The organism is Microbacterium sp. AISO3, from assembly GCF_002204305.1.
GTDB classification, from domain to species: Bacteria; Actinomycetota; Actinomycetes; order Actinomycetales; family Microbacteriaceae; genus Microbacterium; species Microbacterium arborescens.
The window spans coordinates 195,721-221,267 of sequence record NZ_NHRF01000006.1 but is presented as its reverse complement, the minus strand read 5'-3'; the positions used below and the strand labels follow the sequence as shown (position 1 = coordinate 221,267).

Genomic DNA, 25,547 nt, shown 5'->3' with positions numbered 1-25,547 from the left:
GAGGGAGGAGCGGGTCAGCCCTTGACGGAGCCGGCGAGCGCGAACGCCCCGCCGGAGAAGCGCTGGACGAGGACGTACAGCACCACCATCGGTGCGGCGTAGAGCACCGAGTAGGCGGCGAGCTGGCCGTAGGCGATCGAGCCGTACTGCCCGAAGAAGTTGAAGATCGACACCGCGGCCGGGAACTTCGACGAGGTGAACAGCAGGACGAAGGGGACGAAGAAGTTTCCCCACGCGGTCGTGAAGACGAAGATGAACACGACGCCGATGCCCGAGCGCATGAGCGGGATGACGATGCGAGCGAGGGCCTGCATCGATCCGGCGCCGTCGACCCAGGCGGCCTCCTCGAGCGAGATCGGCACGGAGTCCATGAAGTTCTTCAGCATCCAGATCGCCATCGGCAGGGATGTCGCGGCCATGAAGACGATGACGCCCCAGACCGAGTCGAGGAGGCCGAACGAGACGAACAGCGCGTAGACGGGCACCATCATGGCGGTGATCGGCAGTCCGGTACCGAAGAGGATCGCGTACATGAAGGTCTTCTGGAACCGCATCGCGTAGCGCGAGAGCGGGTAGGCCGCCAGCACGCCGACGACGACGGTGATGACGGCGGTTCCGAGCGAGACGAGGATGGAGTTCAGCAGGGGCTGGAACGTGAGCTCCCACGTCATCACCTGCGTGTAGTTCTCGAGCGTCCAGGTGTCGGGCACCTTCATCGTGACCTTCGCGTCGCCGTCGAACGAGGCGAACACGATCCACAGCAGCGGAACGAGGAAGAGCACGCCGATCGCGGCGAGGATGACCGACGACAGCACGGTCTGGGCCCGCTTCCGCGGCGCCGAGACGGAGGTGGCGATGGTGGCCATGTCAGTCGACCTCCGGTTTGAGGATGCGAATGTAGACGGCGGAGAAGACCGCGCCGATCAGGAGCGTCACGACCGCGATGGCGGTGCCGTAGCCCACCTGGGCGAACTTGAACGCCTCTTGGAACGCGAGTACCGGCAACGTCGACGACTGCGTTCCCGGGCCGCCCCCGGTCATGACCCAGATGAGCGTGAAGACGCCGAGGGTCTGCAGCGTCGTCAGCAGCAGGTTGGTCGAGATCGAGCGGCGGATGACGGGGAGGGTGACGCGGATGAACCGCTGCCAAGCTCCCGCGCCGTCGATCGTCGCCGCTTCGATCAGCTCCGGCGGCACCTCGGACAGCGCGGCGTTGTAGACCATCATCGAGAAGGCGGTGCCCCGCCAGATGTTCGCGAGGATGACCGCGAGCATCGGGAAGTAGTACAGCCAGCTCGTGCCCTCGAGGCCGAACCAGCTGAGGAACGTGTTGAGCGTGCCGTCGGTCTGGAAGAAGGCGTACAGGGCGAAGGCTGCGACGATCTCGGGCAGCACCCAGGCGAGCACCACGAGACCGCCGACGATCGAGCGCAGGGGCTTCACCGAGCTGCGGATGAGGACGGCGAGCAGCATCCCGAGGACGTTCTGGCCGATCACGGCGGACGCGAGCACGAACACGACCGTGAGCCCGAGAGAGAGCCAGAACTCTCCCGAGGCGAAGAGGGCCGTGTAGTTGTCGAGCCCGATGAACTGCGGGTTCGCGGCGCGCGGGCCGGTCATCGCGCGGTCGGTCAGCGAGCCGTACAGCGCATAGACGATCGGCCCGAGCATGAACGCCAGCAGCAGGAGCACCGCGGGCAGGAGAGGGAGCAGTCGTGCGGCGGCACGGCCGGCCGACCGGCCGGACCGGGAGGTAATGTCCCGGCCCGGACGGTGCCGCCCGCCGGTGGTGACGGTGGCGGTCGCGGTCATCGCTGGATCAGCCCGCCTGCGTGTTCTCCTCGCCGACGATGCCGACGAGAGCGGAGTCGTACGCGGCCTGCGCATCCTGCGGGGTTGCCTGACCGGTGAAGATCGACTCGGTCGCGCGTGGGATGTTCGCTGAGATCTGCGAGTAGTCGGGCGTCGCCGGCCGGAAGTGGGTGTACGGCACCAGCGACGAGAAGAACTCGAACGACGGGTTGTAGTCGAGGTACTCCTGACTGGCGGCGACATCCTTGCGCACCGCGATCTGCCCGGCCTCCTGGTGGTACATCAGCGCGTTCTCGAACGTCAGCGCCTGCGCGATGAAGTCGAACGCGGCCTGCGGGTTCTTCGCGTTGGACCCCATCGCGAGCGTCCAGCCCCCGGACATCGAGGTGAAGCCGTCACCGCCGCCGTCCTGCGTCGGCATCGCGGCGAAGCCCATCGTCTGCTCCCACTCCGGCCAGGCGTTCTCGCCGTCGATCCAGTTGCTCGGCAGCCACGAGCCGTCGAGGGCGATCGCGATGCCGCCCTGGGGGAGGAGCTCGGTGCTGACCTTGGTTCCCCAGCCGGCGTCGAGCGCCTGAGCGGGGTCGGGGCCGAGCTTCTCGTCGGCGACGGTCTGGTAGAACTCGAGTGCGTCGAGGAACCCGGCCGACCCCGTGACCCACTTGTTCGTGTCGGTGTCGAGCAGTTCGTCCTCCGTGCCGTAGAGCAGCATCTCGAAGCCCTGCATCGAGGTGGCCTCGCCCAGCGCCTGCGAGGCGTAGATGTTGAACGGGATGACGTCGGGGTTGCTCTCCTTGATGGTGCGAGCGGCCTCGAGCACGTCGTCCCAGCTCTCCGGCGCCCAGTCCTCGGGCAGGCCCGCAGCGGCGAAGAGCTGCTTGTTGAAGTAGAGCCCGCGGGTGTCGGTGCCGAGTGAGACGCCGTAGGTCTTGCCGTCGTCACCGAGGCCGGCCTGCTTGGCGCCGTCGTCGTACTGCTCCCACTGGTCCCAGTCGGCGAGGTAGTCGTCGATGGGCTGCAAGTACCCGGCGGCGGCATCCGACCGGATCTGGAAGGTGTCCTCGTAGATGACATCGGGGGCGGTCCCCGCCGACCCGTTCATCAGGGCGAGCTTGGTGAAGTACTGGTCCTGCTCGGCCTCGATCGGCACGAGCTCGACGGTCATCCCCTCGTTCGCGGCCTCGTACTCCTCTTTCGCCTTTTTCATCAGCTCGTCCATCGCCGTGAACGAGGTGGTCTTCTGGTAGGCGACCCGGATCGTGTCGGACGACGCCTCGCCGCCCCCGCCACCGCTGCCACAGCCCGTGAGAGCGAGTGAGAACGCGGCGATTCCGACGACTGCCGCGGTCGTGGTGGATCTCTTCATGGTCGAAGCTCCTTTGCTTTGACGAGGGCGCTGGTGCGCGCGCACGTCTTTTCTAAACCAAATGGAATAAAAGGACAAGGCTTCGCCGGACCTTTCTCGCCGAGATCAGTGCGCCGTGCCGGCGATCATGAGGTCGGTCGGGCGCGGCGTCATCGCGGCATCGAGCACCAGGCACGCGGCGCCGACAGCGGCGGCGTCGGTGGCCAGGCCGCTCTCGAGCACCCGGATGCCGCGGACCGTCGCCGTCTCGGTGCTGGAGGCGACCGCCTCGACGAGGGCGGGACCCGCGGTCGCCGAGAGCAGCGTCCACAGCGGGCCGCCGACGACCACGACATCCGCGTCGAGCAGGTTGTTGATCTGCACGACGGCCCGCGCGAGGCTCGCCCCCGCGCGTCGTACAGCGGCCACGGCGCGGTCGTCCCCGCCCTGCGCGCGTGTGGCGAGATCGCGCACGTGCTCGCGGAGGGCGGAGGCGGCCACCGGCTCTCCGCCGTCGATGACGCCGGCGTCGATGAGCAGCCGCTCGGGTGCGATGGCGGCGCCGAGGCACCCGTGCTGACCGCATCCGCACGCCGGGCCGCCGGGTTCGACGACGAGGTGTGCGACGTCGCCGGCGTTGCCCGTGCGGCCCCGGATCGGCGTCCCGTCCACGGCGAGACCCGCCCCGACGCCGGCCCCGTAGTACACGAAGATCGAGTCCTGCAGCTCCTGGGCGGCATCCCGCCAGAGCTCGCCCACCATCGCCGCGACGACATCCTTCTCGACCGTCGTCGGCAGCCCCGTCGCCGCGTGCAGCAGCGACCCCAGGGCGAGGTCGTGCCAGACCGGGGGCAGGAGCGGGGGCTCGAACAGGACGCCCGCCTCCGCGTCGAGCGGGCCGGGCGCTGCGACGCCGATCCCGAGCACGGATGCGCGTGATCTGCCGCCCTCGGCGAGCAGGGACTCCACGGTGTCCACGAGGTCGCCGAGGATCTGCTCTCGTGTCGCATCGGGCCGCGGGTTGCGCTCGGTCTGTGCGACGACCTGGCCCAGCAGGTCGACGACCACGACCGTCTCGACGGCCGGATCGAGATGGATGCCGACGGCGCAACGCGCCGCGGGGTCGAGCTGGAGGGGCGTGCGGGGCTTGCCGGGACCCGAGACGACGGGAGTGCCCTCGCGCACCCAGCCTTCCGCGACGAGACGGCGGGCGACGTTGCTGAGCGTCTGCGCGGAGAGTCCGGTGCAGGCAGCCAGCTCGATGCGGCTGATGCCGTCGGGGGAGCGCCGGATCAGGTCGAGCACGAGCGTCTGGTTGTACGTGCCGACGGCCGGCAGGTTCGAGCCGCGTCTCATGGTTCCTCCCGTCGAACCATACTGCGCAGGCGCATGACGAAGGCCCGCCCGGCGAACCGGACGGGCCTTCGAGGATCGCGGGGGAGCGTCAGTTGTTGCCGCGCAGGATCGCGATGATGCGGAGGATCTCGACGTACAGCCAGACGACGGTCACCATGATGCCGAACGCGCCGACCCAGCCGTACTGACGGGGCGCGCCGTTGCGGACGCCCCGCTGGATGTTGTCGAAGTCGAGCACGAGCGAGTACGCGGCCATGATGACCACGAGCACGCCGATGATGAGGCCGAGCGGGATACCGGCGACTGTCTGGCTGTGCAGGCCGAACATCATGCCGCTCGGGAACACGCCGAAGAGCATCAGGCCGACGTTCAGCAGCGAGAAGACGAGGTAGCCGAGCATCGCGATCATGAAGATCTTCGTGGCCTTGGCCGACGCGCGGACCTTGCCGCTGGCGAAGAGGGCGAGGGTCACGCCGACGACGGCGAGCGTCGCGAGCGTCGCCTGCATGACGATGCCCTGCCAGATGAACTCGAAGTAGGCGGAGATACCGCCGACGAAGAGGCCCTCGAACGCGGCGTAGCCGAAGATCAGGCCGGGGCGGACCTTCTTGCGCGAGGTGAAGGTGACGACCATCGCCAGGACGAAGCCGCCGAGCGCACCGATGATCCAGGGCATCATCGTGGGGGCGGGGTTGTCGCGCGTCACCGGCGAGAGCGTCCAGACCCAGCCGACGACGGCCGCGGCCAGCAGGATGGCGAAGAGCCCGAGCGTCTTGACGACGGTGTCCTCGACCGTCATGCGGGAGGTCTCGCGGGCACCGGCGGCCGGTGCCGCGTACATGCCTTCGAGCTGCGCCTGGGAGGCGACGTCCACACCGGCGTGCTGCGCCGAAGCGGTCTGCATGCCGGGGGCGGCGGGCGGCGTCAGACCCGGCCGCTGCTCCTTGAACGCGGGATTGTCGAATGCGGGGTTATTGAGGGCCACTGCTCTCACACTCCAAGTCGAGGGTCGACACAGCTGGATGCCGTGTTCACCCAGCCTACGGGAACCGGTTCCCGCGGTGTACGTTCCCTGCTGTGAGCAGGCCATGAAGCCGATCGCCCTCAGCGAAACCGGGCGAGCCCGGCCCTAGCCTGGGACCGTGACCCGCCCGCTCGTGATCGGCCACCGAGGTGCGCCCGGGTATCGTCCCGAGCACACGCGCTCGTCCTATCTCCTCGCGCTCGAGAGCGGGGCCGATGCCGTCGAGCCCGATGTCGTCTTCAGTCGGGACGGCGTCGCGATCATCCGCCATGAGAACGAGATCGGCTCGACGACCGACGTCGCCGACCACGCGGAGTTCGCGCCGCGACGCACAACGAAGACGGTCGACGGCATCGAGGTCACGGGCTGGTTCGCCGAAGACTTCACGTGGGACGAGCTGTCGCGGCTGCGCTGCCGCGAGCGACTCCCGCGGCTTCGGCCCGATAGCGCCCGGAACGACGGGGCGGAGCCGATGATGCGGCTGCGGGATCTGTTCGATCTGGTAGCGAGGTTCGCCGAGGCGTCGGGGCGCAGACCCGGCATCGTCGTGGAGATCAAGCACGCCACGTTCTTCGCGGGCGCGGGCTTCGACGTCGCCGCGCTCATCGGCGCCGAGCTCGCGGCGGCCCGGCTCGACGCGGCCGACCTCCCGCTGTGGATCGAGTCGTTCGAGCTGACCATCCTCGACCGCCTCGCCGACGCCGGGGTGGAGGGCACTCGGATCTTCCTCCTCGAATCCGACGGCGCACCATACGACCTGGTCGCCACCGAGGGCGGCCGGGCCCGCGGCTACCGCGAGTGGGCCTCGCCGGCGGGACTCGACGCTCTCCGCGGACGCGTCGCCGGTGTGAGCCTCGACAAGCGGATGATCCTCGAACCCCCGCGCGGCGCGGACGGGGATGATCTCGTGAGCGCCGCGCATGAGCGCGAGCTGATCGTGTTCACGTGGACGGCCCGGCCCGAGAACGCGTTCCTCGTCCGCCGCCACCGACGAGCCGGCGGGCGGGCCGCGTGGGGGGACTACCGCGGCGAGTGGGGTGAACTGGCCGCATCCGGTGTCGACGGCGTGTTCGTCGACCACCCTGATGTCGGGGTCGAGGTCTTCGGGCACTGACATGTCGGACTGTCACGGACTTGACAGCGGAGCCGCCTGATCGGGAGGGTGATCGTCGTCGGGCGAGCGGATGCCCGCGGATGAGGCCCGATGCTCAGCAGACCCCGGATCCAGCCGTACGCCCAGTATCTGATGGGGGCGTCGACCGCGATGATCTCCACGACCGTCGCGGTGGTCGACCCCGCGCGCATCACCGGGATGTATGTCGCGGGCGTCGGCGTCATCCTGGCAGCCTGCATCGCCATGGCGCTGGTCTGGCACGACAAGCCGACCCGCGGAACCGTCTGGGTGTGCATCGTGCCGCTCGCGTCGATCCTCGCCTGCGCGCCGCTGCGCAGCAGCGCGATCGATCTGCTGCCGGTGACCGGGATGCTCGTGATCTTCCCCATAGCCTGGCTCGCATTCGCGTTCCCGCCCCTCGTCACGGCGCTCGGAGTCGTCATCGCGGGGCTGCTTCCTCTTGCCGCGTCGCCCGCCGTCCCCTCGGGGCTCGGCGAATGGGTGTCGCTGGTGACGGTGCCGGCGCTGCTCGGCATGTTCGCGATCGGCACCCGCTTCGTCGCGGTCGATCTCGGACGCCAGCGGACGAACGCCAGGCGCGCCAGACACCGGATGGCCGAGGCGATCGACTCGTCGAGCCGGACCGACGCGGCGCTGCAACAACTGCTCGACACGAGCCCGGACGCGATCGTCGTCTTCGGCGACGACGACGCGGTGCTGCTCGCGAACGCCCCCGCACGCGCGCTTTCACGACGCGCCGGGATCGCGATCTCGCTCGAACAGGACGGACGGACGTTCGTCTACGAGGAAGACCGGATCACCCCGGTCGGGCTCGGCCCCTGGCTCCGCGACGTCATCCTTTCGGGTGAACTCGCCGAACCGCGTCGCGTGTGGGTCGGTCAGCCGGGCGATCAGGTGGCACTGCGCTTCGTGGCGCGGCCGATCGCCCTCGGCGGCGAGCCCATCGGAGTGCTCGTCGTGGCTCAGGACGTGACCGAGCTGGTCGAGGCGGTCGACGTGCGGGACCGCTTCCTCGACACGGTCGGTCACGAGCTGCGCACCCCGCTCACGGTGATCCTCGGCAACGCCGAGCTCGCCGTCGCCGGGGCGATGCCCGAGCATCGCGACCGCTGGGAGACCGTCCATCGCGCGGCCGAGCGCCTGGAGCACACGGTCGAACTGATGCTCGCGACCGGTCGCGCGGACGTGGCGCCCCGACCGTCGTCGTGCGACGTCCGTGCCGTCGTCGAGCGTGCCGTCGACGATGTGGGCGACGGCGACCCCGGAGCGAGGGTCCTGGTGTCGGGCGCTCCGACCCACGCGAGGATCGGCGCCCGCGATCTGCACTCGATCATCACCGAGCTGCTGCGCAACGCCCGGCAGGCGTCACCTCCCGGCAGCGAGGTGTCGGTGACGATCACGACCGCCCCGGAAGAGGTCGCGATCGCCGTGGCGGATTCGGGCTCGGGCATGAGTCCCGCCGAGCGCCGACAGGCCTTCGAGCGGTTCTATCGCACCGCCCGGTCGCGCCGGAGCGCCGAGCAGGGCCTCGGCCTCGGGCTCTCGCTCGCGAGGGGGCTGGCCCGCGCCCACGGCGGCGACATCCGCCTGCTGCCCGGAGCGGAGCGGGGCACCACCGCGGTCGTCCGGCTCCCGCGGGCTGACGCGCCCCTCTCGGATCCGCCGCTCGATCCCGCCATCGCCGTCCCCTAGGGTGTCGGACATGCTCACCGCCGGGATCAGCGTCCGTGATGTCCGTCGTTCGTTCGGGCGGGTCGAAGCCGTCCGCGGCGTCGACCTGGATGCGCGAGCCGGGGCTGTCACCGGGCTCGTGGGCCCCAACGGCGCCGGCAAGACGACGCTGCTGCTGATGCTCGCGTCGCTGCTGCAGCCCGACGCCGGCAGCATCCGGATCGCCGGCATCGACCCCGTCGCCGACCCCGCGCAGGCCCGCTCGCGGCTGGGATGGATGCCCGATGCCCTCGGGGCCTGGGGGTCGCTCACGGTGCGCGAGACGTTGGAGATGACGGGCCGGCTCTACGATCTCGACACGTCCGCCGCGGCTCGCCGCGCGGGAGAGCTTCTGGATCAGGTCGGACTCGCGGGGCTGGCCGGGTCGCCCGCTCGCGTGCTCTCACGCGGGCAGAAGCAGCGGCTCGGACTCGCGCGTGCGCTCGTGCACGACCCGTCCGTCCTCCTCCTCGACGAGCCGGCCTCGGGACTCGACCCCCAGGCGCGGGTCGACCTGCGCGGGCTCCTGCGCGGTTTCGCCGCGGCCGGGAAGACCGTGCTGATATCCAGCCACATCCTCTCCGAGCTCGAGGAGGTCGTCGACGACGCGGTGTTCCTCCTCGACGGCGCGACCGTCAGCCCCGATCGGGTCGCCGCCGCCGCGCGCCGCACCCGCGCCTGGCGGGTCCGCGTCGCCGACCTCGACGCGCATGCCGCGGTGCTCCCGGTCGCAACGGCCCTCGGGCTCGATGTCGCGCGGGTGCCGATCGATCGTCGCGACGTGCTGATCCCGTTCGCCTCCGAGGATGAGGCGGCCGCGGGGCTGCGGACGCTGGTGGATGCCGGCGTCGCGGTCGCCGAGTTCTCGGCGGCGACCGGGATGCTCGAGCACACCTTCCTCGATCTCGGCGCCGAGGGGAAGGAGGCGTCATGAGCATCGCCCGGCTGTGGACCGTCGCTCGGCTCGAGCTGCTCCAGCGCGTGCGCACCGTGTCGTGGTACGTGCTGCTCGGAATCTTCGCCGTGCTGCTCATCGGTGTGACGGCGCTCGCATTCCTGGCCTTCGGCGGGATCGTCTCCGAAGCGGACCAGCGCGGTGCCGGCATCTACTCCACGATCGTCATCATCACGCTGCTGCTCGTCGTGCTGGTCTCACCGACACTGAGCGGCAACTCCGTCAACGGCGACCGGGATGCCGCGACCCTGGCTCCGGTCCAGGTGACCCTCGCACGCACCTCCGAGATCCTGCTCGGGAAAGTCCTCGCCGCCTGGATCACGGGGCTCGCCTTCGCCGCTGTGGCGGCCCCGTTCCTCGTCATCGCGACCCTGGCCGGGGGAGTGGACCCCGTCGTCGTGGTGGTCTCGCTGGCCGTCCTCGTGATCGAGATCGGCATCATCGCCGCGATCGGCGTCGGGTTGAGTGGCCTCATCGCCCGCCCGCTCTTCTCGGTGGCGGCGACGTATCTCGTGGTCTCCGCACTCGTCTTCGGAACGCTCATCGCGTTCGGCCTCGGCGCGACCGCCTTCTCGAGCGAGGCGACGACGACCTATCGCCCCGCGATGTACAACGCCGACGGGTCGCCGCAGTGCGTCGACGGCACGGACGAGTGCTGGAACGATCCGGCCCGCATGGTGTGCGGCGAGCCGCAGGAGTCGACCTACACCGTGCCGCGGTTCGATCGCGTCTGGTGGGTGCTCGCGGCCAATCCCTTCGTCATCCTCGCCGACGCGACCCCTGCCGAATACGACCGGTCCGGCTACCCCGTCGACCTGTTCGGGCAGATCGCATCGGGGGTCCGCCAGGCGCAGATCGCGCCGGATCTCGAGACCGGCTTCGACGAGTGCCGTCCGGCTCTCGACGAGGTCTTCCCGACCCCCGCGGAGATTCGCGATCGGACGGTGCCGAGCTGGTTCGTCGGGCTCGGGGGACAGGTGATCGTCGCCGGTCTGCTGGTGGCGGGAGCATGGTCGCGGACGAGGACGCCGGCGCGGAGCCTGCCGCCCGGAACGCGGATAGCGTAAGAGTGTCATGATCACGCAACTCGACATCACCCGCCGTGAGGCGATCGACGCCTACCACGTGATCGGCGAGGCGCCCGCGCCCGACCTGCAGGGAATCGTCCGCCTGGCCGCAACGGTCTGCGGCGTCGACACCGCGGTCATCAACATCATCGATGACCGCTCGCAGCATCAGATCGCCGCCGTCGGCTTCGAACCCGCCGTCTGCTCGCGCGAGGACTCGATGTGCGCCGCGGTCATCGCGCGCCCCGGCCGGGTCGTCGTGCCCGACGCGCGACTCGACGAGCGTTTCGCCGCGAATCCGTTCGTCACCGGCGAGATCGCGCACGTGCGGTTCTACGCTTCGAGCCCGCTCATCACGCCGGCGGGGGTCGCCATCGGCACCCTCTGCGTGTTCAACGACTCGGTCGGCGACCTCGACGAGTCGTCTCGCGAGGCGCTCGACCTCCTCGCGCATCAGGTGGTCGATCTGCTCGAACTGCGCCGCATCAGTCGCGAGCTCAGCGCGTCGAACGATCAGCTCTCGCGGTTCGCGGGGCAGATCAGCCACGACCTCCGCAACCCGCTGACGGCCCTGACCGGCTTCCTCGAGCTCGCGATCGACAGTCCCGACATGGACAACGCCCCCGAGGCGGCCCGGGTGCTCGCTCGCGCCGAGTCGGCGGCCGACCGCATGAACGCCATGATCTCCGACATCCTCTCCTACGCTCGTGTCGGCGGTGCGAGCCCGCAGCGGAAGCGGGTCGACCTGGACGCCGTCATGCACGCCGTCGTCGAGGATCTCGACGCGCAGATCACCGCGTCGGGTGCGGACATTCGCCAGGCCCTCGAGGTCGACCCCGTCGGCGACCCCACCCTTCTGCGCGCGGTCCTGCAGAACGTCGTCGCCAACGCCCTGAAGTTCACGGCCACGGCGGGGCGGGTTCCGCAGGTGCGAGTCGGGGCGCATGCCGTCCACGGCGGGTGGCGGATCACCGTCGACGACAACGGTCCGGGTGTGCCGCCGGCCGACCGCGAACGCGTCTTCGCCCTCATGGAGCGCGGCGACTCCGACGCCGAAGGGCTCGGCATCGGACTGTCGACCTGCCGCCGTGTGATCGAAGCACACGGCGGGCGCATCGGTCTCGACGACTCACCCCTCGGCGGCGCGCGCGTGTGGATCCTGATCCCGGATCCGACGGCCGCCTGACGGAACCGTCCTCAGCGACGGAGCGTATGCGACGGGTGTTCCCCGTACATCGCGGCGTACAGCTGAGCGAAGCGCCCCGTGTGTGCGAAGCCCCAGCGCAGGGCGACATCCCGGACGGTCGTCGATCCGGGAGGCGCCGCGCGCAGTTCGCGATGCGCACCCTCGATCCGCAGGCGGCGCAGGTAGGTGCTCGGCGGAATCTCGAACGCCTTGTGGAACGCGCTCTGCAGCGCGCGCACCGACGTCCCGGATGCCACCGCGATATCGCTGATGCTGATGGGGTTGCTGACGTTCTCCTCCATGAACGCCACGGCGCGACGGACGGCTCGCGCCGTGGGGCGGCGCCGTTCCCCGTCGTCAGGGTCGATGAGGGGGAACGCGGTCACGAGGGACGCGACCGCCTGGTGCACCAGCTGGGTGCGCATGAGGGGCGAAGCGGCCACCTTCTCGTCGGCCAGCACGGTTGCCTCGAGGAAGCGCAGGGTCTCGGCGACGAGCCTCGGGTTCTCGGCCCGGCGGTTCAGGCCCGAGAACTGCAGGTGGCGTGGGTCGTCGCCGAGCATCGCCCGGAGCACGTGATCGAGCGTCTCGGTCGTGATGCTGAAGGTGCGCAGGTGCAGCTGACCGAACTCGGCCGCGAACTCCGTGTCCGGAGGCACGATGAAGGGGGTCCGGCCGTCGCCCGACTCGCTGCCGATCTGCCAGCGGTGGTTCCCGTGCGCCGCGTGCGCCACCACGAGACGCGGAAAAGCCCGTGTGCCCGAGCGCATCGTCCCGGTGAACCGCATGGCGGCTGCGGCGGCGGCCGGGTGGTCCAGCGCCGCCATCTCGTACCGGAACGGCGCTACCCCGTCGACGGCGAGCGACACGGGGGTCTCGAACAGCGAGCTGACCGATTCCTGTGCCCGACCGGGGTCGTCGGTCTGCAACCCCCGCCGATTGGGCTGACTATTCAACACCGAGCTTGTCGGATGCCGACTCCGCCGGCTCGGGGACGATGTAGAGCCCGCTGGGAGAGTTCGCCGTGTACATGAGCGCCTCGAGCCAGGCGCGGTTGATCGCCGGGGTGCGGCTGCCGTGGAAGGTGAAGACGAGCGATGCGCCGGCGTGCATCCACACGGTCGTGCGGCCCTTGCCGACGCTGACGTCGTCCTTCCAGGTGAAGAAGAATGCCTCGCCGCGACGGAGCTTCGCCCCGATGGTCATCTGGAGGTGTGCGAGCGTGCGGTCCTCGATCTCGGCGCGATTGTTGCCGTCGTAAACAAACCTGCCCAATATTCCTCCTTGCGCGCCCAACGGCGCGATCAACAGCTTCCGCGATCGACTCGGGGGGTCGCGAGGAAGAATCCGTTCCGCGCGCACTCGATCCGCGACGCGCACAGACGTGCTGTGCCACCGCAGATTTCAGGCAGTTGTCAGGAAGTGGGGAGGGGGTTGACTTTTACGGTCGAGTACGTAACACGCTCACTCGCCAGGGATGTCGGCGAGGGTGACGTCGACGCCGGGGGTGATCAGCAGATCCGTCGTCAGCGCCACGCCCTCGCCGTCGTTGACGGTGAGCCAGCCGTGCCCCAGCGCGAGGGCGGCGGCGATCTCGGCGCGGATGTCGTCGATGTTGCGGCCCCCGATGCTGTAGGGGCGACCGCCGTAGAACACGTCGACTCTCTTGGACACGGCATTCCCCCTTCATCGCAGCGGCGTCGAGCACGCCGCGTCAGGCGAGACTACCGATTCGGGCGTCGAGCACAAGGGGATGCCGGCTGTGGGCGGCGGGCACTAGGTTCGGGCCGGACCGGAAGGAGACGCGATGGGCCGTTTCATCTATGAGAACCAGATCCGAGCGGATTTCGAGGATCGGACGCTCGCGCACCTTCAGACCGTCATCACGACGAAGCTGCGGCGCGGCGAGGCGTTCACGCTCACGTGGAAGGACGACATCAGCATCGGTGACGGCCGCACGACGGTGTGGCTGCACCCGGGCTGCGGCCTCGTCTTCAAGTACTACGGCAGCCGGACGCCGTCGCTCAATCGCGCGTGGCTCGAGGCACTGACCTACACCGCCAACTCCCCGACGGGGCTCTACGTCGTGCCGGAGCCGCCGGACTCGCCCCGTAACGGCACGTTCCTCGACGGCTCGGAGTGACCGACGGGTCGAACCCGCCTGAGCGACAGCCGTGCGTCACCGGTGAGAGTGGGGCATATACCGCTGCGGCGATCCACCGCTCCGTAGTGTGGGCCGCAGCCGTCGGCATCCGCCTTCCGCTCCCCGACCATCCCGGTCACGAACGAGTCAGCAGGTGCTCCCATCGCTTCATCCGTCGTCGAGTCGCGTCTCGGCCCCGTCCGCACCACCTATGCCGGAACAGCCGATTTCCCTCCGATGGCCCACGCCTTCACCGATGTCTCGCGCGTCGTCCGTGAATCGGGTCTTCTTCGCCGCACGCCGTGGTTCTACGGCCTCGTCGGCCTCGCCCTCGTCCTCGCGATCGGCGGATGCGTCACCGGCTTCGTCCTCCTCGGAGACAGCTGGTTCCAGCTGCTCATCGCCGCAGCGCTCGGCATCGTCTTCACGCAGGTCGCGTTCCTCGCCCACGAAGCCGACCACCGTCAGGTGCTCGCCTCCGGCCCCGCGAACGACCGGCTCGCCCGCTTCCTGGCCGTCGGCGTCGTCGGCATGAGCCTGTCGTGGTGGACGTCGAAGCACGCCCGGCATCACTCCAACCCGAACAAGGTGGGCAAGGACCCCGACATCGAGATCGACACGATCTCGTTCATCGAAGAGGACGCCGCGACCGCTCGCGGCATCCGCCGGTTCATCACCCAGCGCCAGGGCTGGTTCTTCTTTCCGCTGCTGCTGCTCGAAGGCCTCAACCTCCACGCGCTGTCGATGCGCCACCTGGTCAGTCGCGGCCCGGTGAAGAAGCGGGCGCTCGAGATCACCCTGATCCTGGCGCGGTTCGCGCTCTTCGTGGCTCCGGTGTTCATCTTCCTGCCGATCGGCATGGCGTTTGCGTTCTTCGGGGTGCAGGTCGCCGTCTTCGGGCTGTACATGGGCGCCTCGTTCGCGCCGAACCACAAGGGCATGGCGATCATCGCGCCCGACGCGAAGCTCGACTTCTTCAGCAAGCAGGTCCGCACCTCGCGCAACATCGGCGGCGGCTGGTGGGCGACGTGGCTCATGGGCGGTCTCAACTACCAGATCGAGCACCATCTCTTCCCGAACATGCCGCGTCCGGCACTCGCCCGGGCTCGCGAGATCGTCAAGGACCAGTGCGACGCCCTGAACGTGCCGTACACCGAGACCACACTCTGGCGCTCCTACGCCATCGTCATCGACTACCTCAACCGTGTCGGGCTCGCCGCCCGCGACCCGTTCGACTGCCCCATGCGCGCGGAGTTCCGTCGCGCCTGATCCGCAGCATCACGTCGACATCGGCCACGGCTCATACTGAGTCCGTGGCCGATGTCGATTCCGAGCGCTGGCTCGTCGTGGACGGGCGGCGCTGGCGGCGCACCGACCCGTCCCTGCCCGACGATGTCGTCGCCGCGCTGACATCCCATCTCGGACGGGGCCGGTCCGCAGTGGGAGCTGCGAAGCGTCGCGGAGACGACGACGCGGTCGCCGCAGCACGCGAGCGCGTGGACCTCGCCAAGCACGGCCTGGGGGAGCGCGGCCCGTACTGGTGGGACGAGCCCGAGCCCGACCGTCTCGCCCGGGCGCGGGATGCGCTGCGACGGCTTGATGCGCTCGATGGGGATTGAGACCCGAATGGACGCGACGGCGGGAGTCGAACCCGCAACGCGATCGGTTATGAGCCGATGCCCGGGACCACCCGGATCGCCGCGATGCCCTCACGCTACGTGGGCGGCCCGCCGGGTCGCCAGAGGTGTGAAGACCGGAGTCGTCGTGCTACGTCGTGTGACGAGCGGCCGTCTCGCCGACGGGGTCCGCGCCCGGCCCGGTGGCGCGGCGCGCCGCCAGCGAGCGCTGAGCGTGCCGCAGCATGCCGGCGATCCCCGCGATGAGGACCGCGAGGCCCGCGCTCAACAGCGCCGTGGCGACGAGCGTCGGAATCGAGATAGCCGTCACCCACTCGATCAGCCCGCCGTAGGCGTCCGATGACCGGGTGAGCACGATGCCCGCGATGGCGAGCGTCGCGAACGCGAGGCCCCACACGATGCCGGCCCACCGCACCCGGGGACGAGCAGGAGGCGAGGGGAACGCTGTGTCTTCGGTCATGACGATGTCGGTCATCGGTCGGTGTCCTTCGGTTCGAGGATGCGGATCTCGATGTAGCCGCGCTCCTGGTCGAGGGCGACCGATTGACGCGTCGTCGTCTCGCCTCGGGAGGGGATCGTCACATCGACCGCGGTCCGGTTCGCGCCGATGTCTCGCGCGTCGGGTCCGTCGGTGAGCACGGTCCATGCGTCGCCCTCCGAGAGGATCAGCGACGCCTCGTCGCCGACGGATGCGTGCAGCGTCACTTCGACACCGGGGGCGACCGTCACGTAGGTCGAGCCCGCCCCCTTCTCGATGGTCAGCGGCGCCGCATCGGGTGCATCGACCAGCTCGACGCGGAGCTCGCCGAACGTCTGCCGGTAGGTCCCCGCCCCGGCATCGGATGAGACGTTCGAGATCTCGTAGACGCCGATGTGCAGTTCCTCGGCGACGCAGACGGCGAGGGCGAGGCCTCCGCCCATGAGCAGGCACGCGCTCGCGAAGGCGAGGAAGCCGCTCCGCCGGCGGATGGCTCCGGCGACGATCATGGCGAGCGCGGTGACGGCGGTCGCGGCGAACAGCCCGAGCGCCACCGCCGCCTCGCCCGAAGCAGTGAGCGCAGCGATCGTGCCTGTGACGGCGGCAGCGCCGGCCGTCACCGCGAGGAACGCGATGCTCGTGCGCGGGCGCTCGGCGCGGCGAAGGAGGCGACGCTCCGCCGCCTCGCGCGCGAACACTGCGGCGGCGGCGCGGCGCTCCTCCCGCTCGGCGGTGCGAGCCGCGCGATCGGCGTCGCCCTGCTCGCGACGCCAGGCGCGATCTCGCTCCTTCCAGGCCGCGTGCTGCCTGCGCCAGGCGGCCAGGTCGTCGGGGTGGGCGTCGTTGCTCGGGGGCGCGGGCTCGGTGAGCGCGACCGCGGCCTCCGCCGCGCGGGGGCCGGCACCGGCGGCGGCATCCACGCGGGACCCGCCGGCCGACGCGCCTGGGGCCTCCTCGGTATGCGGGGCCCGGCGGGCTCTGCGCACCAGCAGCGCGATGACGGCGGCCGTCAGCACGGTTCCGCCCGCGAGGACGAGCGCCACGAGGACGGTCCCGACGGCTCCGGCGCTCGTGCCGGTCGCGAGCGCCACGGCGGTGACGAGCAGGCCGAGGACCTGGAGCACGCCGATGATGGCGACGGCGAGGATCGCGCTCTGAGCGTACGAGAACCGGCCGCGCTCGAGGTCGGCGGCGTGGGAACGCCCCGACATATCGGGCAGGATCGCCCAGGCGGTGGCGTAGGCGACGATGGCGGGGAGACCGATGACGGTCGCGACGGCGGCGAGACCGCGCACGATGACGGGGTCGATGCCCCATCGTGCGGCCGTTCCCGCACACACCCCGCCGATCCACCCGTCTCGGCGGGCGACGCCGAGGGCATCGACCCAGCGGAAGAACCCGCCCTCCGTCGATGACGTGGGATCGGGAGCCGGCGGGGCGGCGAGGGGTGGCGCGGAAGTCATGATCCGATCCTGCGGCGAACGGGGTGCCGGACGATATGGGGGATCGCCCTGAGGCATCCCTGATCCTGCTCCGGCGCCGGTGTGCCGCCGCGACCGGAGTGATTGGATGTGGCCATGTCCTCCGCTCTCGCGACTCCCGCCGTGCACCCGGGACCTCCGCCCCCGCGACCGGTCATCGGCCCGGGCGCGCGACCGCCGCTGGAGCGCTCGCGCGACAGCATCGTCTCGGGCGTCAGCGCGGGGCTCGCGAGGCACCTCGGGGTCGGTGCGGGCAGCATCCGTGCGCTGTTCGTCGTCCTGACGCTCGTCGCGGGGGCGGGGCCGCTGCTGTACCTGTGGCTCTGGGTCCTCGTGCCGTGGCAGCCGGGTCCGGCCGCGCCGACACGCCGGTCCCCGATGGCGTGGATCGGTGTGTCGGCGGCGACCGTCGCACTGCCGGTCCTCGTCGCGGTGCTGGCCGTCGAGGCGCGTGACGCCTGGACGTCACGGTCGTTCTCGCCGGCGCTCGTCGCCGTCGTCGCGTTCGTGAGCGTGCTCGCGACGGCCGCCGGATGCTGGGCGGAGCTCGTCGACCGGCGTGACGTCGATCGCGGAGACCGACACACCGTCGCGGTGCGGGCCGCCGCGGCCGGCATCCTGTTCGTCGTGCTCCTCGCGATGCTGCCGCGCGTCGACTCCGACGGGATCGTGGCGCTTCCTGCCCTGGCCGTTCCCGTCGCGGGACTGATCGCGCTCGTCGGGTCCGCCCTCGCGAGCCGGTGGGGTGATCTGTCGGGGGAGCGCGTGCGGCGCATCCGCGAGGAGCAGCGAAGCGCGATGGCGGCGCACCTGCATGATTCGGTGCTGCAGACTCTCGCGCTCATCCAGAACACGGCGGGCGCCTCGAGCGAGGCCGCCCGCATCGCCCGGGCGCAGGAGCGCGAGCTCCGCGCCTGGCTCTTCGACGGCGAGGCGCATCCCGACAGCGATCTCGTCACCGACCTGCGCGACTACGCCGCCGCGCTCGAGCTCGATTACGCGGTGCGGATCGACGTGGTCTCGGCCGGGCTGTCGGCGGAGCAGGCCAGCGGCGAACTGGCGGCGGCGGCGCGCGAGGCGATGCTCAACGCCGCCCGCCACGCAGGCGGCGACGTCTCGGTCTACATCGAGGGCGGATCCCGCGGGGTGGACGTGTACGTCCGGGATCGCGGCCCCGGGTTCGACGTGACCGCGATCCCGGACGATCGGCTGGGCGTCCGTGAGTCGGTCATCGGCCGGATGCGGCGCGCCGGGGGATCGGCAACGGTCCGGACGGCGGCATCGGGCGGCTCCGAGATCCACCTCCACGTCGGCGCTCCCGGAGATGCGCGTGGCTGATCGGCTGCGCGTGGTCATCGTCGACGACCACTCCATCTTCCGGTCGGGGCTCCGCGCGGATCTGTCCGCCGGGATCGCCGTCGTCGGCGAGGCGGCCGACGTGGAGTCCGCCGTCGAGGTCATCGCGCGAACGGAGCCCGACGTCGTGCTGCTCGACGTGCATCTTCCCGGCGGGTCGGGCGAGGACCGTGCCGGGGGCGCCGAGGTGATCGGCCGGACCGCCCCGACACCGGCGCGGTTCCTCGCGCTGAGCGTGTCGGATGCCGCCGACGACGTCGTCCGCGTCATCCGAGCCGGTGCGCGGGGATACATCACCAAGGGGTCGTCGGGTGACGAGGTGAGCCGGGCCGTCGTGGCGGTGGCGGGCGGCGACGCCGTCTTCTCGCCGCGCCTCGCCGGTTTCGTGCTCGACGCGTTCGGCGCGGTGGCGGGCGAGACGGCGACGGCGGTCGACGAGCTCGACCGGCTGTCGTCGCGCGAGCAGGAGGTCATGCGCCTCATCGCGCGCGGCTATGCCTACAAGGAGGTCGCGGCCGACCTGTTCATCTCGGTGAAGACGGTCGAGACGCATGTCTCCGCGGTGCTGCGCAAACTGCAGCTGTCGTCGCGGCACGAGTTGACCGCCTGGGCGACGGCCCGTCGCCTGCTCTGAGCCGCCGGGCGGGTGTCGGCGGCCGAACGTAGAATCGAACAGTCATGCCAGAGCCCATCAAGCCCGTCATCGTCGGGTCCGCCGCATCCGCGCGCCCCGGCGCCTCCTCGGGCGAGCGTCCCGACGCCGACCTCCTCGAGGGTCTCAACCCGCCCCAGCGTGAAGCTGTGACCTATCGCGGCCCGGCCCTGCTGATCGTCGCGGGCGCCGGCTCCGGCAAGACGCGGGTGCTCACTCATCGCATCGCGTCGCTTCTACGCGGCCGAGAGGCGTGGCCGAGCCAGATCCTCGCCATCACCTTCACCAACAAGGCTGCCGGCGAGATGCGCGAGCGCGTGCAGCAGCTGATCGGCGACAGCGCGCAAGGCATGTGGATTTCGACGTTCCACTCGGCCTGCGTGCGGATCCTCCGGCGCGAGGCGCAGCAGTTCGGCTTCACCAAGAACTTCACGATCTACGACTCGGGCGACTCGCGCGCGCTCATCAAGCGTCTCGTGAAAGAGCACGAGGCCGACGCCTTCGGTCTGACCCCCGCTGGTGTCCAGAGCCGCATCTCGAAGCTCAAGAACGAGCTCGCCGACGCCGATTCGTACGCGCGCCAGGCGAACATGTCCGATCCCGCCGAGCGCGTCTTCGTCGAACTCTTCGGCGCGTACCAGTCCGCCCTCCAGCGCGCCAACGCCTTCGACTTCGACGACCTCATCGCCCAGACGGTGTACCTGTTCCGCGCGTTCCCGCACGTCGCCGACGTCTACCGCAAGCGGTTCCGGCACATCCTCGTCGACGAGTATCAGGACACCAACCACGCTCAGTACGCGCTGATCCACGAGCTGACCCGTCCCGTTCAGGGACAGGGCGGCGACGCGTTCTCATCGGGCGGCATGATGATCTTCGAGCCCGAGTCGGCCCCCGAGGTCGAGGCGGCCTCGCTGACCGTCGTCGGCGACTCCGACCAGTCGATCTACGCGTTCCGCGGCGCCGACATCCGCAACATCACCGAGTTCGAGCGCGACTATCCCGGTGCGAAGGTCGTGCTCCTCGAGCAGAACTACCGCTCGACGCAGAACATCCTCTCGGCCGCGAACGCCGTCATCTCGAACAACTTCGACCGCAAAGACAAGAAGCTCTGGACGGATGTCGGCGCCGGCGACGCGATCGTCGGCTTCACCGGCTACTCGCAGCACGACGAGGCCCAGTTCGTCGCCGATGAGATCGAAGCGCTGCACCGCTCGTCGGTGCCGTACTCGCAGATGGCGGTGTTCTACCGCACGAACTCGCAGTCGCGCGCGCTGGAAGAGATCTTCATCCGCGCGGCGATCCCGTACAAGATCATGGGCGGCACGAAGTTCTACGACCGTGCCGAGATCAAGGACGCGCTGGCCTACGTCGTCGCCGTGGCGAACCCCGCCGACGAACTGGCGGTGCGCCGCATCCTGAACCGTCCGCGTCGCGGGATCGGCGACGTGACCGAGACGTCCATCGCCCGGTACGCGGCCGACCACCAGATCACCTTCCGCGATGCACTCGCCAACGCCTCGGCGTTGGGTGTGGGGCCGAAGATCCAGGCCGCGATCGCGCAGCTCGACGCCGTGCTCGCCGAGGCGTCCGAGATCATGCTGCCGAGCTCGGGCGAGATCGCTCCGCCGACAGCCGTGACCGAGGGCTTGACGGTTCTGCTCAACAAGTCGGGCTACATGGATGCGCTGCGCGCGAGCCGCGACCCCCAGGACGAGGCGCGCCTCGAGAACCTCGACGAGCTCATCGCGGTGACGCGCGAGTTCGCCCGCAACAACCCCGAGGGCACCATCCTCGACTTCCTCACCGAGGTCGCGCTCGTCGCCGACGCCGACGATCTCGACGACGCCTCGGGAACCGTGTCGCTCATGACGATGCACACCGCGAAGGGCCTCGAGTACGACGCCGTTTTCGTCACGGGCGTGGAAGAGGACCTCATCCCGCACCGCATCTCAGCGAACGAGCCCGGCGGTCCGCAGGAAGAGCGACGCCTCTTCTACGTCGCGCTCACCCGAGCGCGCAAGCGCCTGCACCTCTCGCTCGCCATGACCCGGGCGCAGTTCGGTGAGGTCTCCGCCGCCATGCCGAGCCGTTTCCTGCAGGAGATCCCGCACGACCTGATCGACTGGCGGCAGTCCCCCGGCGACGTGAACTCGCGCGGCGGCGCGCAGTCGCGCGCGCTCAACGGACGGCGGACGGGTGGCTCCGGCGGCGGATTCGGCGGGTCGGGCAAGCGCTACGGCGACGATCTCGTGCCGCTCCCGCGCCGGGAGAAGAGCGGCGACATCGCCAAGTTCGCCAACCGCATCCCGGCCAAGGTCCGCGACAACGGCGATCTCGAGCTCGGGCCCGGCGATCGCATCAAACACGACGACTTCGGCGAGGGCCGGGTCGACGCGGTCACGGGCGAGGGGGCCAAGCGCGTTGCGCACGTCCGCTTCGATTCGGCCGGCCCGAAGAAGCTGCTCATCAAGATCGCACCGATCGTCAAGCTGTGACGCAACCCCCCGGCGATGCGCCGGGGGTGCGGGTTAGGCTCGAAGGCATGGCGATCTTCAAGCGCTCCGCGCGAGACACCACGAGCCAGACCACGAACGCCGACGAGGTCGACGCCGACATCGACGGCCATGCCGCCGCACCCGCCGCCGAGGAGGCGCCGGTCGAGAGCGTGCCCCACGTGGGCATCTCGATGTCGACGTTCGGCGCGCCCGCTCAGCCCGTCGCTCCGGCCCAGCCCCAGCGAACGGTCACCCGCCCGCCGGCAGAGGCGCCCGCTCGCACCGAGACGGTGACGGGCATGCCCGACAACACGCTGGTGCAGGCGGCGCTGGCCTCGTTGCCCGAGAAGCCCGGCAACGTCGACGTCATGAACGTCATGCGCCAGAGCATGCAGGGCACGATGTACGTCCGCGTGCGCGGCGATGCGCGCGCACTCACGGCCGAGGGCAAGCCGATCACCCTCGCCGTCTCGCAGATCGACGGAGCCCGCTTCCTCCTCGCCTTCACCGGCGGCGCGTCGCTTCGCGCGAGCGTCGAGGCCGACGGCGATCGTGACACGTCGGCGCTCGGGCTTCCGGTCGCGAACGTCTTCCGCAACGCCATCGAGGGGCCGTACGAGGGGCTCATCATCGATCACGCGGTCGCAGGCTCGCGCATCGTGCTTCCCGTGCAGCTCATCACGAAGGCGTTCGAGGAGGGCGATCCCGCCTTCACGATCAAGAACCTGCTCGCCGGACCGCGCAGCGCCGAGACCGCTGCCGCCGTGGGCGAGGCCCTCGCGCAGGCGCCGCTGTGGGTCGCCGCGGGTCCCGCGGGCGACAGCGGTCAGCTCGGCCTCGCCGAGTCGCGCACCGCGTCGGGCGAGCGGCGCCTCGAGGTCTACTCGCACCCGCTCGAGGTGCTCGTGCTTCAGCGCGGCGACCGTCCGGTGCCGGTCACCGCCGCGCAGCTCGGACGGGCTCTGCAGTCGAACCCCGCACTGAGCGGCGTCATCGTCGACCCGGGTGGGCCGTGGATCCACGTCGATCGGGCCGATCTCGGCCCCGTCCTCGCGCGCGCCGACGAGCCCGACCCCGCGCCCGCGCCGGCCGAGCCGGCTCCCGAGCCGGCCTCCGAGCCACCGGCATCCTGACGACGCCGTCGCGCTGATACATCCGTCGGGCCGGCGGGGCTCGTGAGCCCTGGCTCCCGGCTCGAGGCACAACCAGCACCGCCGATCCGACAGGTGTATCGATACGTCGGCTCCGTCGCCGAGCATTCCGCCGAGGGGATTGTCCAGGGGGTACGTCATCCGAGCCCGACGGCCTAGGGTCGGGCCATGGCGAGCGAGCGCATCACCCTGACCGTGCCGGGCCCCGACGGTGATCGAGAGGTCGGCCTGTCGAGCCCCAATCGCGTGCTGTGGCCTGAGCTGGGGATCACCAAGCACGAGTACGCCGAGTATGCGATCGCCGTCTCCGAGCCGTTCCTCCGCGCGAACGGCCATCGCCCCGTCTCGCTCGAGCGCTTCCCCGACACCATCGACGGCGAGCGGTTCTTCTCGAAGAATCCGCCGAAGGGCGCTCCGGGCTACGTCGATCAGGTCGTGTGCACCTACAACAGCGGGCGGCGGCATCCGCAGGTCGTTCTGAGCGAGACCGCCGCCGTCGTCTGGGCGGTGCAGATGAACACCGTCGTCTTCCACCCGTGGGCGTCGCTCGCCGCGAACACCGACAACCCCGTCGAGCTGCGGATCGACCTCGACCCGCAGCCGGGGACCGACTTCGGGGATGCCGCGACCGTCGCACCCGCCCTGCGCGAGGTCCTCGCCGAGGCGGGGCTGACGGCGTTCCTCAAGACCAGCGGCAACCGCGGGCTGCACGTGTTCTGCCCCGTCGAGCCGACGCACGAGTTCCTCGACGTCCGTCACGCGGTCATCGCCGCCGGACGCGAGCTGGAGCGCCGGATGCCCGACCGCGTCACGACGAACTGGTGGAAGGAAGAGCGGGGCGAGCGCATCTTCGTCGACTTCAACCAGGCCAACCGCGACCGCACGATGGCCGGTGCCTACAGTGCGCGGGCGCTGCCGGCGGCGACCGTCGCCACCCCGATCACCTGGGACGAGCTCGAGGCCGGAGTCGACCCGTCATCGTTCACGGTCCGCTCGGTGCCGCAGCGGCTGGCCGAGATCGGCGATCCCTGGGCCGAGCTGCAGGCCGCGCCCGGCCGCATCGACACCCTCCTGGAGTGGTGGCAGCGCGATCTGGATGCCGGACTCGGCGAGCTGCCGTTCCCGCCGGAGTTCCCCAAGATGCCGGGCGAGCCGCCGCGCGTGCAGCCCAGCCGCGCTCGGCAGCCCGAGTAGCCACAGCGGCGCCGGCGCCGGCGCCGCGGCGGCGCGAACCGCTCGCGTCACCGTGCGGAGGGGCGCTGCCATTCGCGCTCGGTGACGACACGGGCGACGGTGAGACCCACCGCCAGAGCGACGACGACGAACACGGCGGTGACCCCGTACTGCACGGCGCTGATCGTGTCGCCCTCGATGGTGCCGACGATCGCGCGGTAGGCCGACGCTCCCGGCACCATGATGAGGACGGCCGGCACGGTCAGCGTGATGCGCGGCGCCCGCACGAAGCGCGAGACGGCGAAGGCCCCGAATCCGACGGCGACGCCGGCGGCCGCTGCCGCGACAGGCTGCATCGCGCCGTGGTCGATCATGAGCAAACGGCCCACGTTGGCGATCGTGCCGATCGCCGCCGCGGCGAGAGCGATGCGCCACGGCGTCGAGAACAGCAGCGCGAAGCCCATGACGCCGACGAACCCCGCGACGAGGCGTCCCAGCGACAGCAGCGGCTCGCCCAGTTCCGGGGCGGCGACGGCGACGGCACTCGTCTGGAAGACGGCGGCCACCGCCCACACCGCGCACCCCGTCGACAGCAGCACCAGGCACGCGTACACGACGCGGTTCACCCCCGCGTTGAGGTCGAGTCGGGCGAGGTCGAGCGCGCCCGTGACGAGGGGGAAGCCGGGGACGAGGTAGAGCACGGCGCTCGTCAGGGCAGCGCCGTACTGCGGCGACGGCGCGCCGAGCAGTTCGATCAGGTGCGAGACGCCGAGGAAGGCCAGGAGCGCGGCCGAGGCCGACAGGAACACGAGGAGGAACTCGTTGACCTGCAGCCGGGCTCCGCGGATGCGCACGTACTGGCCGAGCGCGACGGCCAGCGCGACGCTGAGGCACTCCGCCCAGCCGCCGTTGTTCAGGAACGCGAAGGCCGTGCAGGCCGCGGCCGCGGCGAGCACCCGCACCGCGGCCGGGTAGCGCGGCGGCATCCGTTCGATCCGGTCGAGCTCACGCTGCAGCTCGTCGGCGGTGACACCTCCCGCGACCCGGTGCGAGAGGTGCATGACCTCGGCGATGCGCTCGGAGTTGACGACCGGATGCCGCACCTCGGCCACGCGCGTTCGGAACAGCTGTCCCCGCTGGGCGGTGATGACGATGTCGGTCATCCCGACGCGGGATTCCAGGCGTTCGAGACCGAGCCCGTGGGCGGTGCGGTCCATCGTGTCGCGCACGCGCGCCGACGAGGCTCCGGCGCCGAGCATGAGCGTCCCGAGGCGCAGCACCGCATCCGTCCGTGCGATGAATCGCAGCGGCTCGAGGTGCAGTTCGGCGGTGCCGTCGGGGACGTCGTCGCGCTGGTCATCCCGCATGGTTCGATCCTCCCACCCGCGGCG

24 protein-coding genes and 1 tRNA gene are annotated in these 25,547 nt (G+C 70.5%); 13 read left to right on the top strand and 12 right to left on the bottom strand.

Features of this window, described 5'->3' with window-relative positions; all coding sequences use genetic code 11:
• Window positions 1–14: 14 nt before the first annotated feature.
• The 5 genes from CBF90_RS10985 to CBF90_RS10965 all read right to left on the bottom strand — a co-directional run bounded on the left by CBF90_RS10985 (window position 15) and on the right by CBF90_RS10965 (window position 5,498).
• A complete protein-coding gene (locus CBF90_RS10985; RefSeq protein ID WP_064955547.1) occupies window positions 15–866 on the bottom strand; it encodes a carbohydrate ABC transporter permease in 852 nt (283 codons plus the stop codon).
• A 1-nt stretch (window position 867) separates the two neighbouring features.
• Window positions 868–1,812 carry a carbohydrate ABC transporter permease gene (locus CBF90_RS10980; protein ID WP_088380598.1) on the bottom strand — a complete coding sequence of 315 codons (945 nt, stop codon included), beginning with the start codon at window positions 1,810–1,812 and terminating at the stop codon, window positions 868–870.
• 7 nt (window positions 1,813–1,819) lie between these two features.
• Window positions 1,820–3,178: an extracellular solute-binding protein gene (locus CBF90_RS10975; protein ID WP_023955746.1), complete on the bottom strand. Its 1,359-nt coding sequence runs from the start codon at window positions 3,176–3,178 to the stop codon at window positions 1,820–1,822.
• A gap of 105 nt (window positions 3,179–3,283) precedes the next feature.
• Window positions 3,284–4,513, bottom strand: a complete 1,230-nt coding sequence (locus tag CBF90_RS10970) for an ROK family transcriptional regulator (protein ID WP_088380597.1) — start codon at window positions 4,511–4,513, stop codon at window positions 3,284–3,286.
• Window positions 4,514–4,601: 88 nt separating this feature from the next.
• Complete coding sequence (locus tag CBF90_RS10965) at window positions 4,602–5,498, bottom strand: Bax inhibitor-1/YccA family protein (RefSeq protein WP_172407824.1); 897 nt, start codon at window positions 5,496–5,498, stop codon at window positions 4,602–4,604.
• Window positions 5,499–5,655: 157 nt separating this feature from the next.
• On the opposite strand from CBF90_RS10965, the gene CBF90_RS10960 reads away from it, so the two are divergent.
• The 5 genes from CBF90_RS10960 to CBF90_RS10940 all read left to right on the top strand — a co-directional run bounded on the left by CBF90_RS10960 (window position 5,656) and on the right by CBF90_RS10940 (window position 11,590).
• Window positions 5,656–6,651, top strand: a complete 996-nt coding sequence (locus CBF90_RS10960) for a glycerophosphodiester phosphodiesterase family protein (RefSeq protein ID WP_088380595.1) — start codon at window positions 5,656–5,658, stop codon at window positions 6,649–6,651.
• Between the two features lie 90 nt (window positions 6,652–6,741).
• Window positions 6,742–8,364: a HAMP domain-containing sensor histidine kinase gene (locus CBF90_RS10955; protein WP_088380594.1), complete on the top strand. Its 1,623-nt coding sequence runs from the start codon at window positions 6,742–6,744 to the stop codon at window positions 8,362–8,364.
• 10 nt (window positions 8,365–8,374) lie between these two features.
• Window positions 8,375–9,316 (top strand): ABC transporter ATP-binding protein, encoded by a 942-nt coding sequence (locus CBF90_RS10950; protein WP_088380622.1) that lies wholly within the window; start codon window positions 8,375–8,377, stop codon window positions 9,314–9,316.
• Complete coding sequence (locus CBF90_RS10945) at window positions 9,313–10,404, top strand: ABC transporter permease (RefSeq protein ID WP_071919163.1); 1,092 nt, start codon at window positions 9,313–9,315, stop codon at window positions 10,402–10,404. The genes CBF90_RS10950 and CBF90_RS10945 overlap by 4 nt, the downstream gene beginning before the upstream one ends.
• Window positions 10,405–10,411: 7 nt before the next feature.
• Entirely contained in the window at window positions 10,412–11,590 is a 1,179-nt protein-coding gene (locus CBF90_RS10940; protein ID WP_088380593.1) for an ATP-binding protein, read from the top strand.
• 11 nt (window positions 11,591–11,601) lie between these two features.
• Here CBF90_RS10940 and CBF90_RS10935 read toward each other — a convergent pair whose 3' ends face one another.
• The 3 genes from CBF90_RS10935 to CBF90_RS10925 all read right to left on the bottom strand — a co-directional run bounded on the left by CBF90_RS10935 (window position 11,602) and on the right by CBF90_RS10925 (window position 13,264).
• Complete coding sequence (locus CBF90_RS10935; protein WP_088380592.1) at window positions 11,602–12,519, bottom strand: helix-turn-helix transcriptional regulator; 918 nt, start codon at window positions 12,517–12,519, stop codon at window positions 11,602–11,604.
• A gap of 19 nt (window positions 12,520–12,538) precedes the next feature.
• Complete coding sequence (locus CBF90_RS10930) at window positions 12,539–12,865, bottom strand: hypothetical protein (protein WP_023955737.1); 327 nt, start codon at window positions 12,863–12,865, stop codon at window positions 12,539–12,541.
• Between the two features lie 189 nt (window positions 12,866–13,054).
• Window positions 13,055–13,264, bottom strand: coding sequence for a hypothetical protein (locus CBF90_RS10925; protein WP_023955735.1), 210 nt, complete (start codon window positions 13,262–13,264; stop codon window positions 13,055–13,057).
• A gap of 133 nt (window positions 13,265–13,397) precedes the next feature.
• On the opposite strand from CBF90_RS10925, the gene CBF90_RS10920 reads away from it, so the two are divergent.
• The 3 genes from CBF90_RS10920 (at window position 13,398) to CBF90_RS10910 (ending at window position 15,352) form a co-directional block, all read left to right on the top strand.
• The gene (locus CBF90_RS10920) at window positions 13,398–13,733 is read left to right on the top strand and encodes an ATP-dependent DNA ligase (protein ID WP_023955733.1); all 336 of its coding nucleotides are present in this window, start codon (window positions 13,398–13,400) and stop codon (window positions 13,731–13,733) included.
• A 129-nt stretch (window positions 13,734–13,862) separates the two neighbouring features.
• Window positions 13,863–15,002 (top strand): acyl-CoA desaturase, encoded by a 1,140-nt coding sequence (locus tag CBF90_RS10915; RefSeq protein ID WP_052007925.1) that lies wholly within the window; start codon window positions 13,863–13,865, stop codon window positions 15,000–15,002.
• Between the two features lie 44 nt (window positions 15,003–15,046).
• Complete coding sequence (locus CBF90_RS10910) at window positions 15,047–15,352, top strand: hypothetical protein (RefSeq protein ID WP_023955727.1); 306 nt, start codon at window positions 15,047–15,049, stop codon at window positions 15,350–15,352.
• Window positions 15,353–15,360: 8 nt separating this feature from the next.
• Here the strand turns inward: CBF90_RS10910 and CBF90_RS18405 are convergent.
• From CBF90_RS18405 to CBF90_RS10900, 3 genes are all read right to left on the bottom strand, one after another.
• Window positions 15,361–15,436: transfer RNA gene (locus CBF90_RS18405), tRNA-Met, on the bottom strand.
• Between the two features lie 64 nt (window positions 15,437–15,500).
• A complete protein-coding gene (locus tag CBF90_RS10905; RefSeq protein WP_088380591.1) occupies window positions 15,501–15,845 on the bottom strand; it encodes a hypothetical protein in 345 nt (114 codons plus the stop codon).
• Complete coding sequence (locus tag CBF90_RS10900; protein WP_172407823.1) at window positions 15,842–17,311, bottom strand: PspC domain-containing protein; 1,470 nt, start codon at window positions 17,309–17,311, stop codon at window positions 15,842–15,844. Before CBF90_RS10900 ends, CBF90_RS10905 begins: the two co-directional genes overlap by 4 nt.
• Window positions 17,312–17,425: 114 nt before the next feature.
• Between CBF90_RS10900 and CBF90_RS10895 the strand changes: the two genes are divergently transcribed.
• From CBF90_RS10895 to ligD, 5 genes are all read left to right on the top strand, one after another.
• Entirely contained in the window at window positions 17,426–18,667 is a 1,242-nt protein-coding gene (locus CBF90_RS10895) for an ATP-binding protein (protein WP_023955721.1), read from the top strand.
• A complete protein-coding gene (locus CBF90_RS10890; protein WP_167366996.1) occupies window positions 18,654–19,319 on the top strand; it encodes a response regulator transcription factor in 666 nt (221 codons plus the stop codon). Before CBF90_RS10895 ends, CBF90_RS10890 begins: the two co-directional genes overlap by 14 nt.
• 44 nt (window positions 19,320–19,363) lie before the next feature.
• Window positions 19,364–21,832, top strand: a complete 2,469-nt coding sequence (locus CBF90_RS10885) for an ATP-dependent helicase (protein WP_023955717.1) — start codon at window positions 19,364–19,366, stop codon at window positions 21,830–21,832.
• 47 nt (window positions 21,833–21,879) lie between these two features.
• Window positions 21,880–22,965, top strand: a complete 1,086-nt coding sequence (locus CBF90_RS10880) for an SseB family protein (RefSeq protein WP_023955715.1) — start codon at window positions 21,880–21,882, stop codon at window positions 22,963–22,965.
• A 186-nt stretch (window positions 22,966–23,151) separates the two neighbouring features.
• Window positions 23,152–24,177: a non-homologous end-joining DNA ligase gene (gene ligD / locus CBF90_RS10875; protein WP_023955713.1), complete on the top strand. Its 1,026-nt coding sequence runs from the start codon at window positions 23,152–23,154 to the stop codon at window positions 24,175–24,177.
• 47 nt (window positions 24,178–24,224) lie between these two features.
• Here the strand turns inward: ligD and CBF90_RS10870 are convergent, their stop codons facing one another.
• Window positions 24,225–25,523, bottom strand: a complete 1,299-nt coding sequence (locus tag CBF90_RS10870; protein WP_023955711.1) for a threonine/serine exporter ThrE family protein — start codon at window positions 25,521–25,523, stop codon at window positions 24,225–24,227.
• Between the last annotated feature and the right edge of the window lie 24 nt (window positions 25,524–25,547).

Bases quoted from the DNA above. Each gene is read 5' to 3' on its own strand.
- CBF90_RS10950 (WP_088380622.1), top strand. From the start codon at position 8,375: ATGCTCACCGCCGGGATCAGCGTCCGTGATGTCCGTCGTTCGTTCGGG.
- CBF90_RS10890 (WP_167366996.1), top strand. From the start codon at position 18,654: ATGCGCGTGGCTGATCGGCTGCGCGTGGTCATCGTCGACGACCACTCC.
- CBF90_RS10870 (WP_023955711.1), bottom strand. From the start codon at position 25,523: ATGCGGGATGACCAGCGCGACGACGTCCCCGACGGCACCGCCGAACTG.
- CBF90_RS10970 (WP_088380597.1), bottom strand. From the start codon at position 4,513: ATGAGACGCGGCTCGAACCTGCCGGCCGTCGGCACGTACAACCAGACG.
- CBF90_RS10900 (WP_172407823.1), bottom strand. From the start codon at position 17,311: ATGACTTCCGCGCCACCCCTCGCCGCCCCGCCGGCTCCCGATCCCACG.
- CBF90_RS10985 (WP_064955547.1), bottom strand. From the start codon at position 866: ATGGCCACCATCGCCACCTCCGTCTCGGCGCCGCGGAAGCGGGCCCAG.
- CBF90_RS10980 (WP_088380598.1), bottom strand. From the start codon at position 1,812: ATGACCGCGACCGCCACCGTCACCACCGGCGGGCGGCACCGTCCGGGC.
- CBF90_RS10920 (WP_023955733.1), top strand. From the start codon at position 13,398: ATGGGCCGTTTCATCTATGAGAACCAGATCCGAGCGGATTTCGAGGAT.
- CBF90_RS10945 (WP_071919163.1), top strand. From the start codon at position 9,313: ATGAGCATCGCCCGGCTGTGGACCGTCGCTCGGCTCGAGCTGCTCCAG.
- CBF90_RS10975 (WP_023955746.1), bottom strand. From the start codon at position 3,178: ATGAAGAGATCCACCACGACCGCGGCAGTCGTCGGAATCGCCGCGTTC.
- CBF90_RS10885 (WP_023955717.1), top strand. From the start codon at position 19,364: ATGCCAGAGCCCATCAAGCCCGTCATCGTCGGGTCCGCCGCATCCGCG.
- ligD (WP_023955713.1), top strand. From the start codon at position 23,152: ATGGCGAGCGAGCGCATCACCCTGACCGTGCCGGGCCCCGACGGTGAT.
- CBF90_RS10955 (WP_088380594.1), top strand. From the start codon at position 6,742: ATGCTCAGCAGACCCCGGATCCAGCCGTACGCCCAGTATCTGATGGGG.
- CBF90_RS10895 (WP_023955721.1), top strand. From the start codon at position 17,426: ATGTCCTCCGCTCTCGCGACTCCCGCCGTGCACCCGGGACCTCCGCCC.
- CBF90_RS10905 (WP_088380591.1), bottom strand. From the start codon at position 15,845: ATGACCGACATCGTCATGACCGAAGACACAGCGTTCCCCTCGCCTCCT.
- CBF90_RS10880 (WP_023955715.1), top strand. From the start codon at position 21,880: ATGGCGATCTTCAAGCGCTCCGCGCGAGACACCACGAGCCAGACCACG.
- CBF90_RS10940 (WP_088380593.1), top strand. From the start codon at position 10,412: ATGATCACGCAACTCGACATCACCCGCCGTGAGGCGATCGACGCCTAC.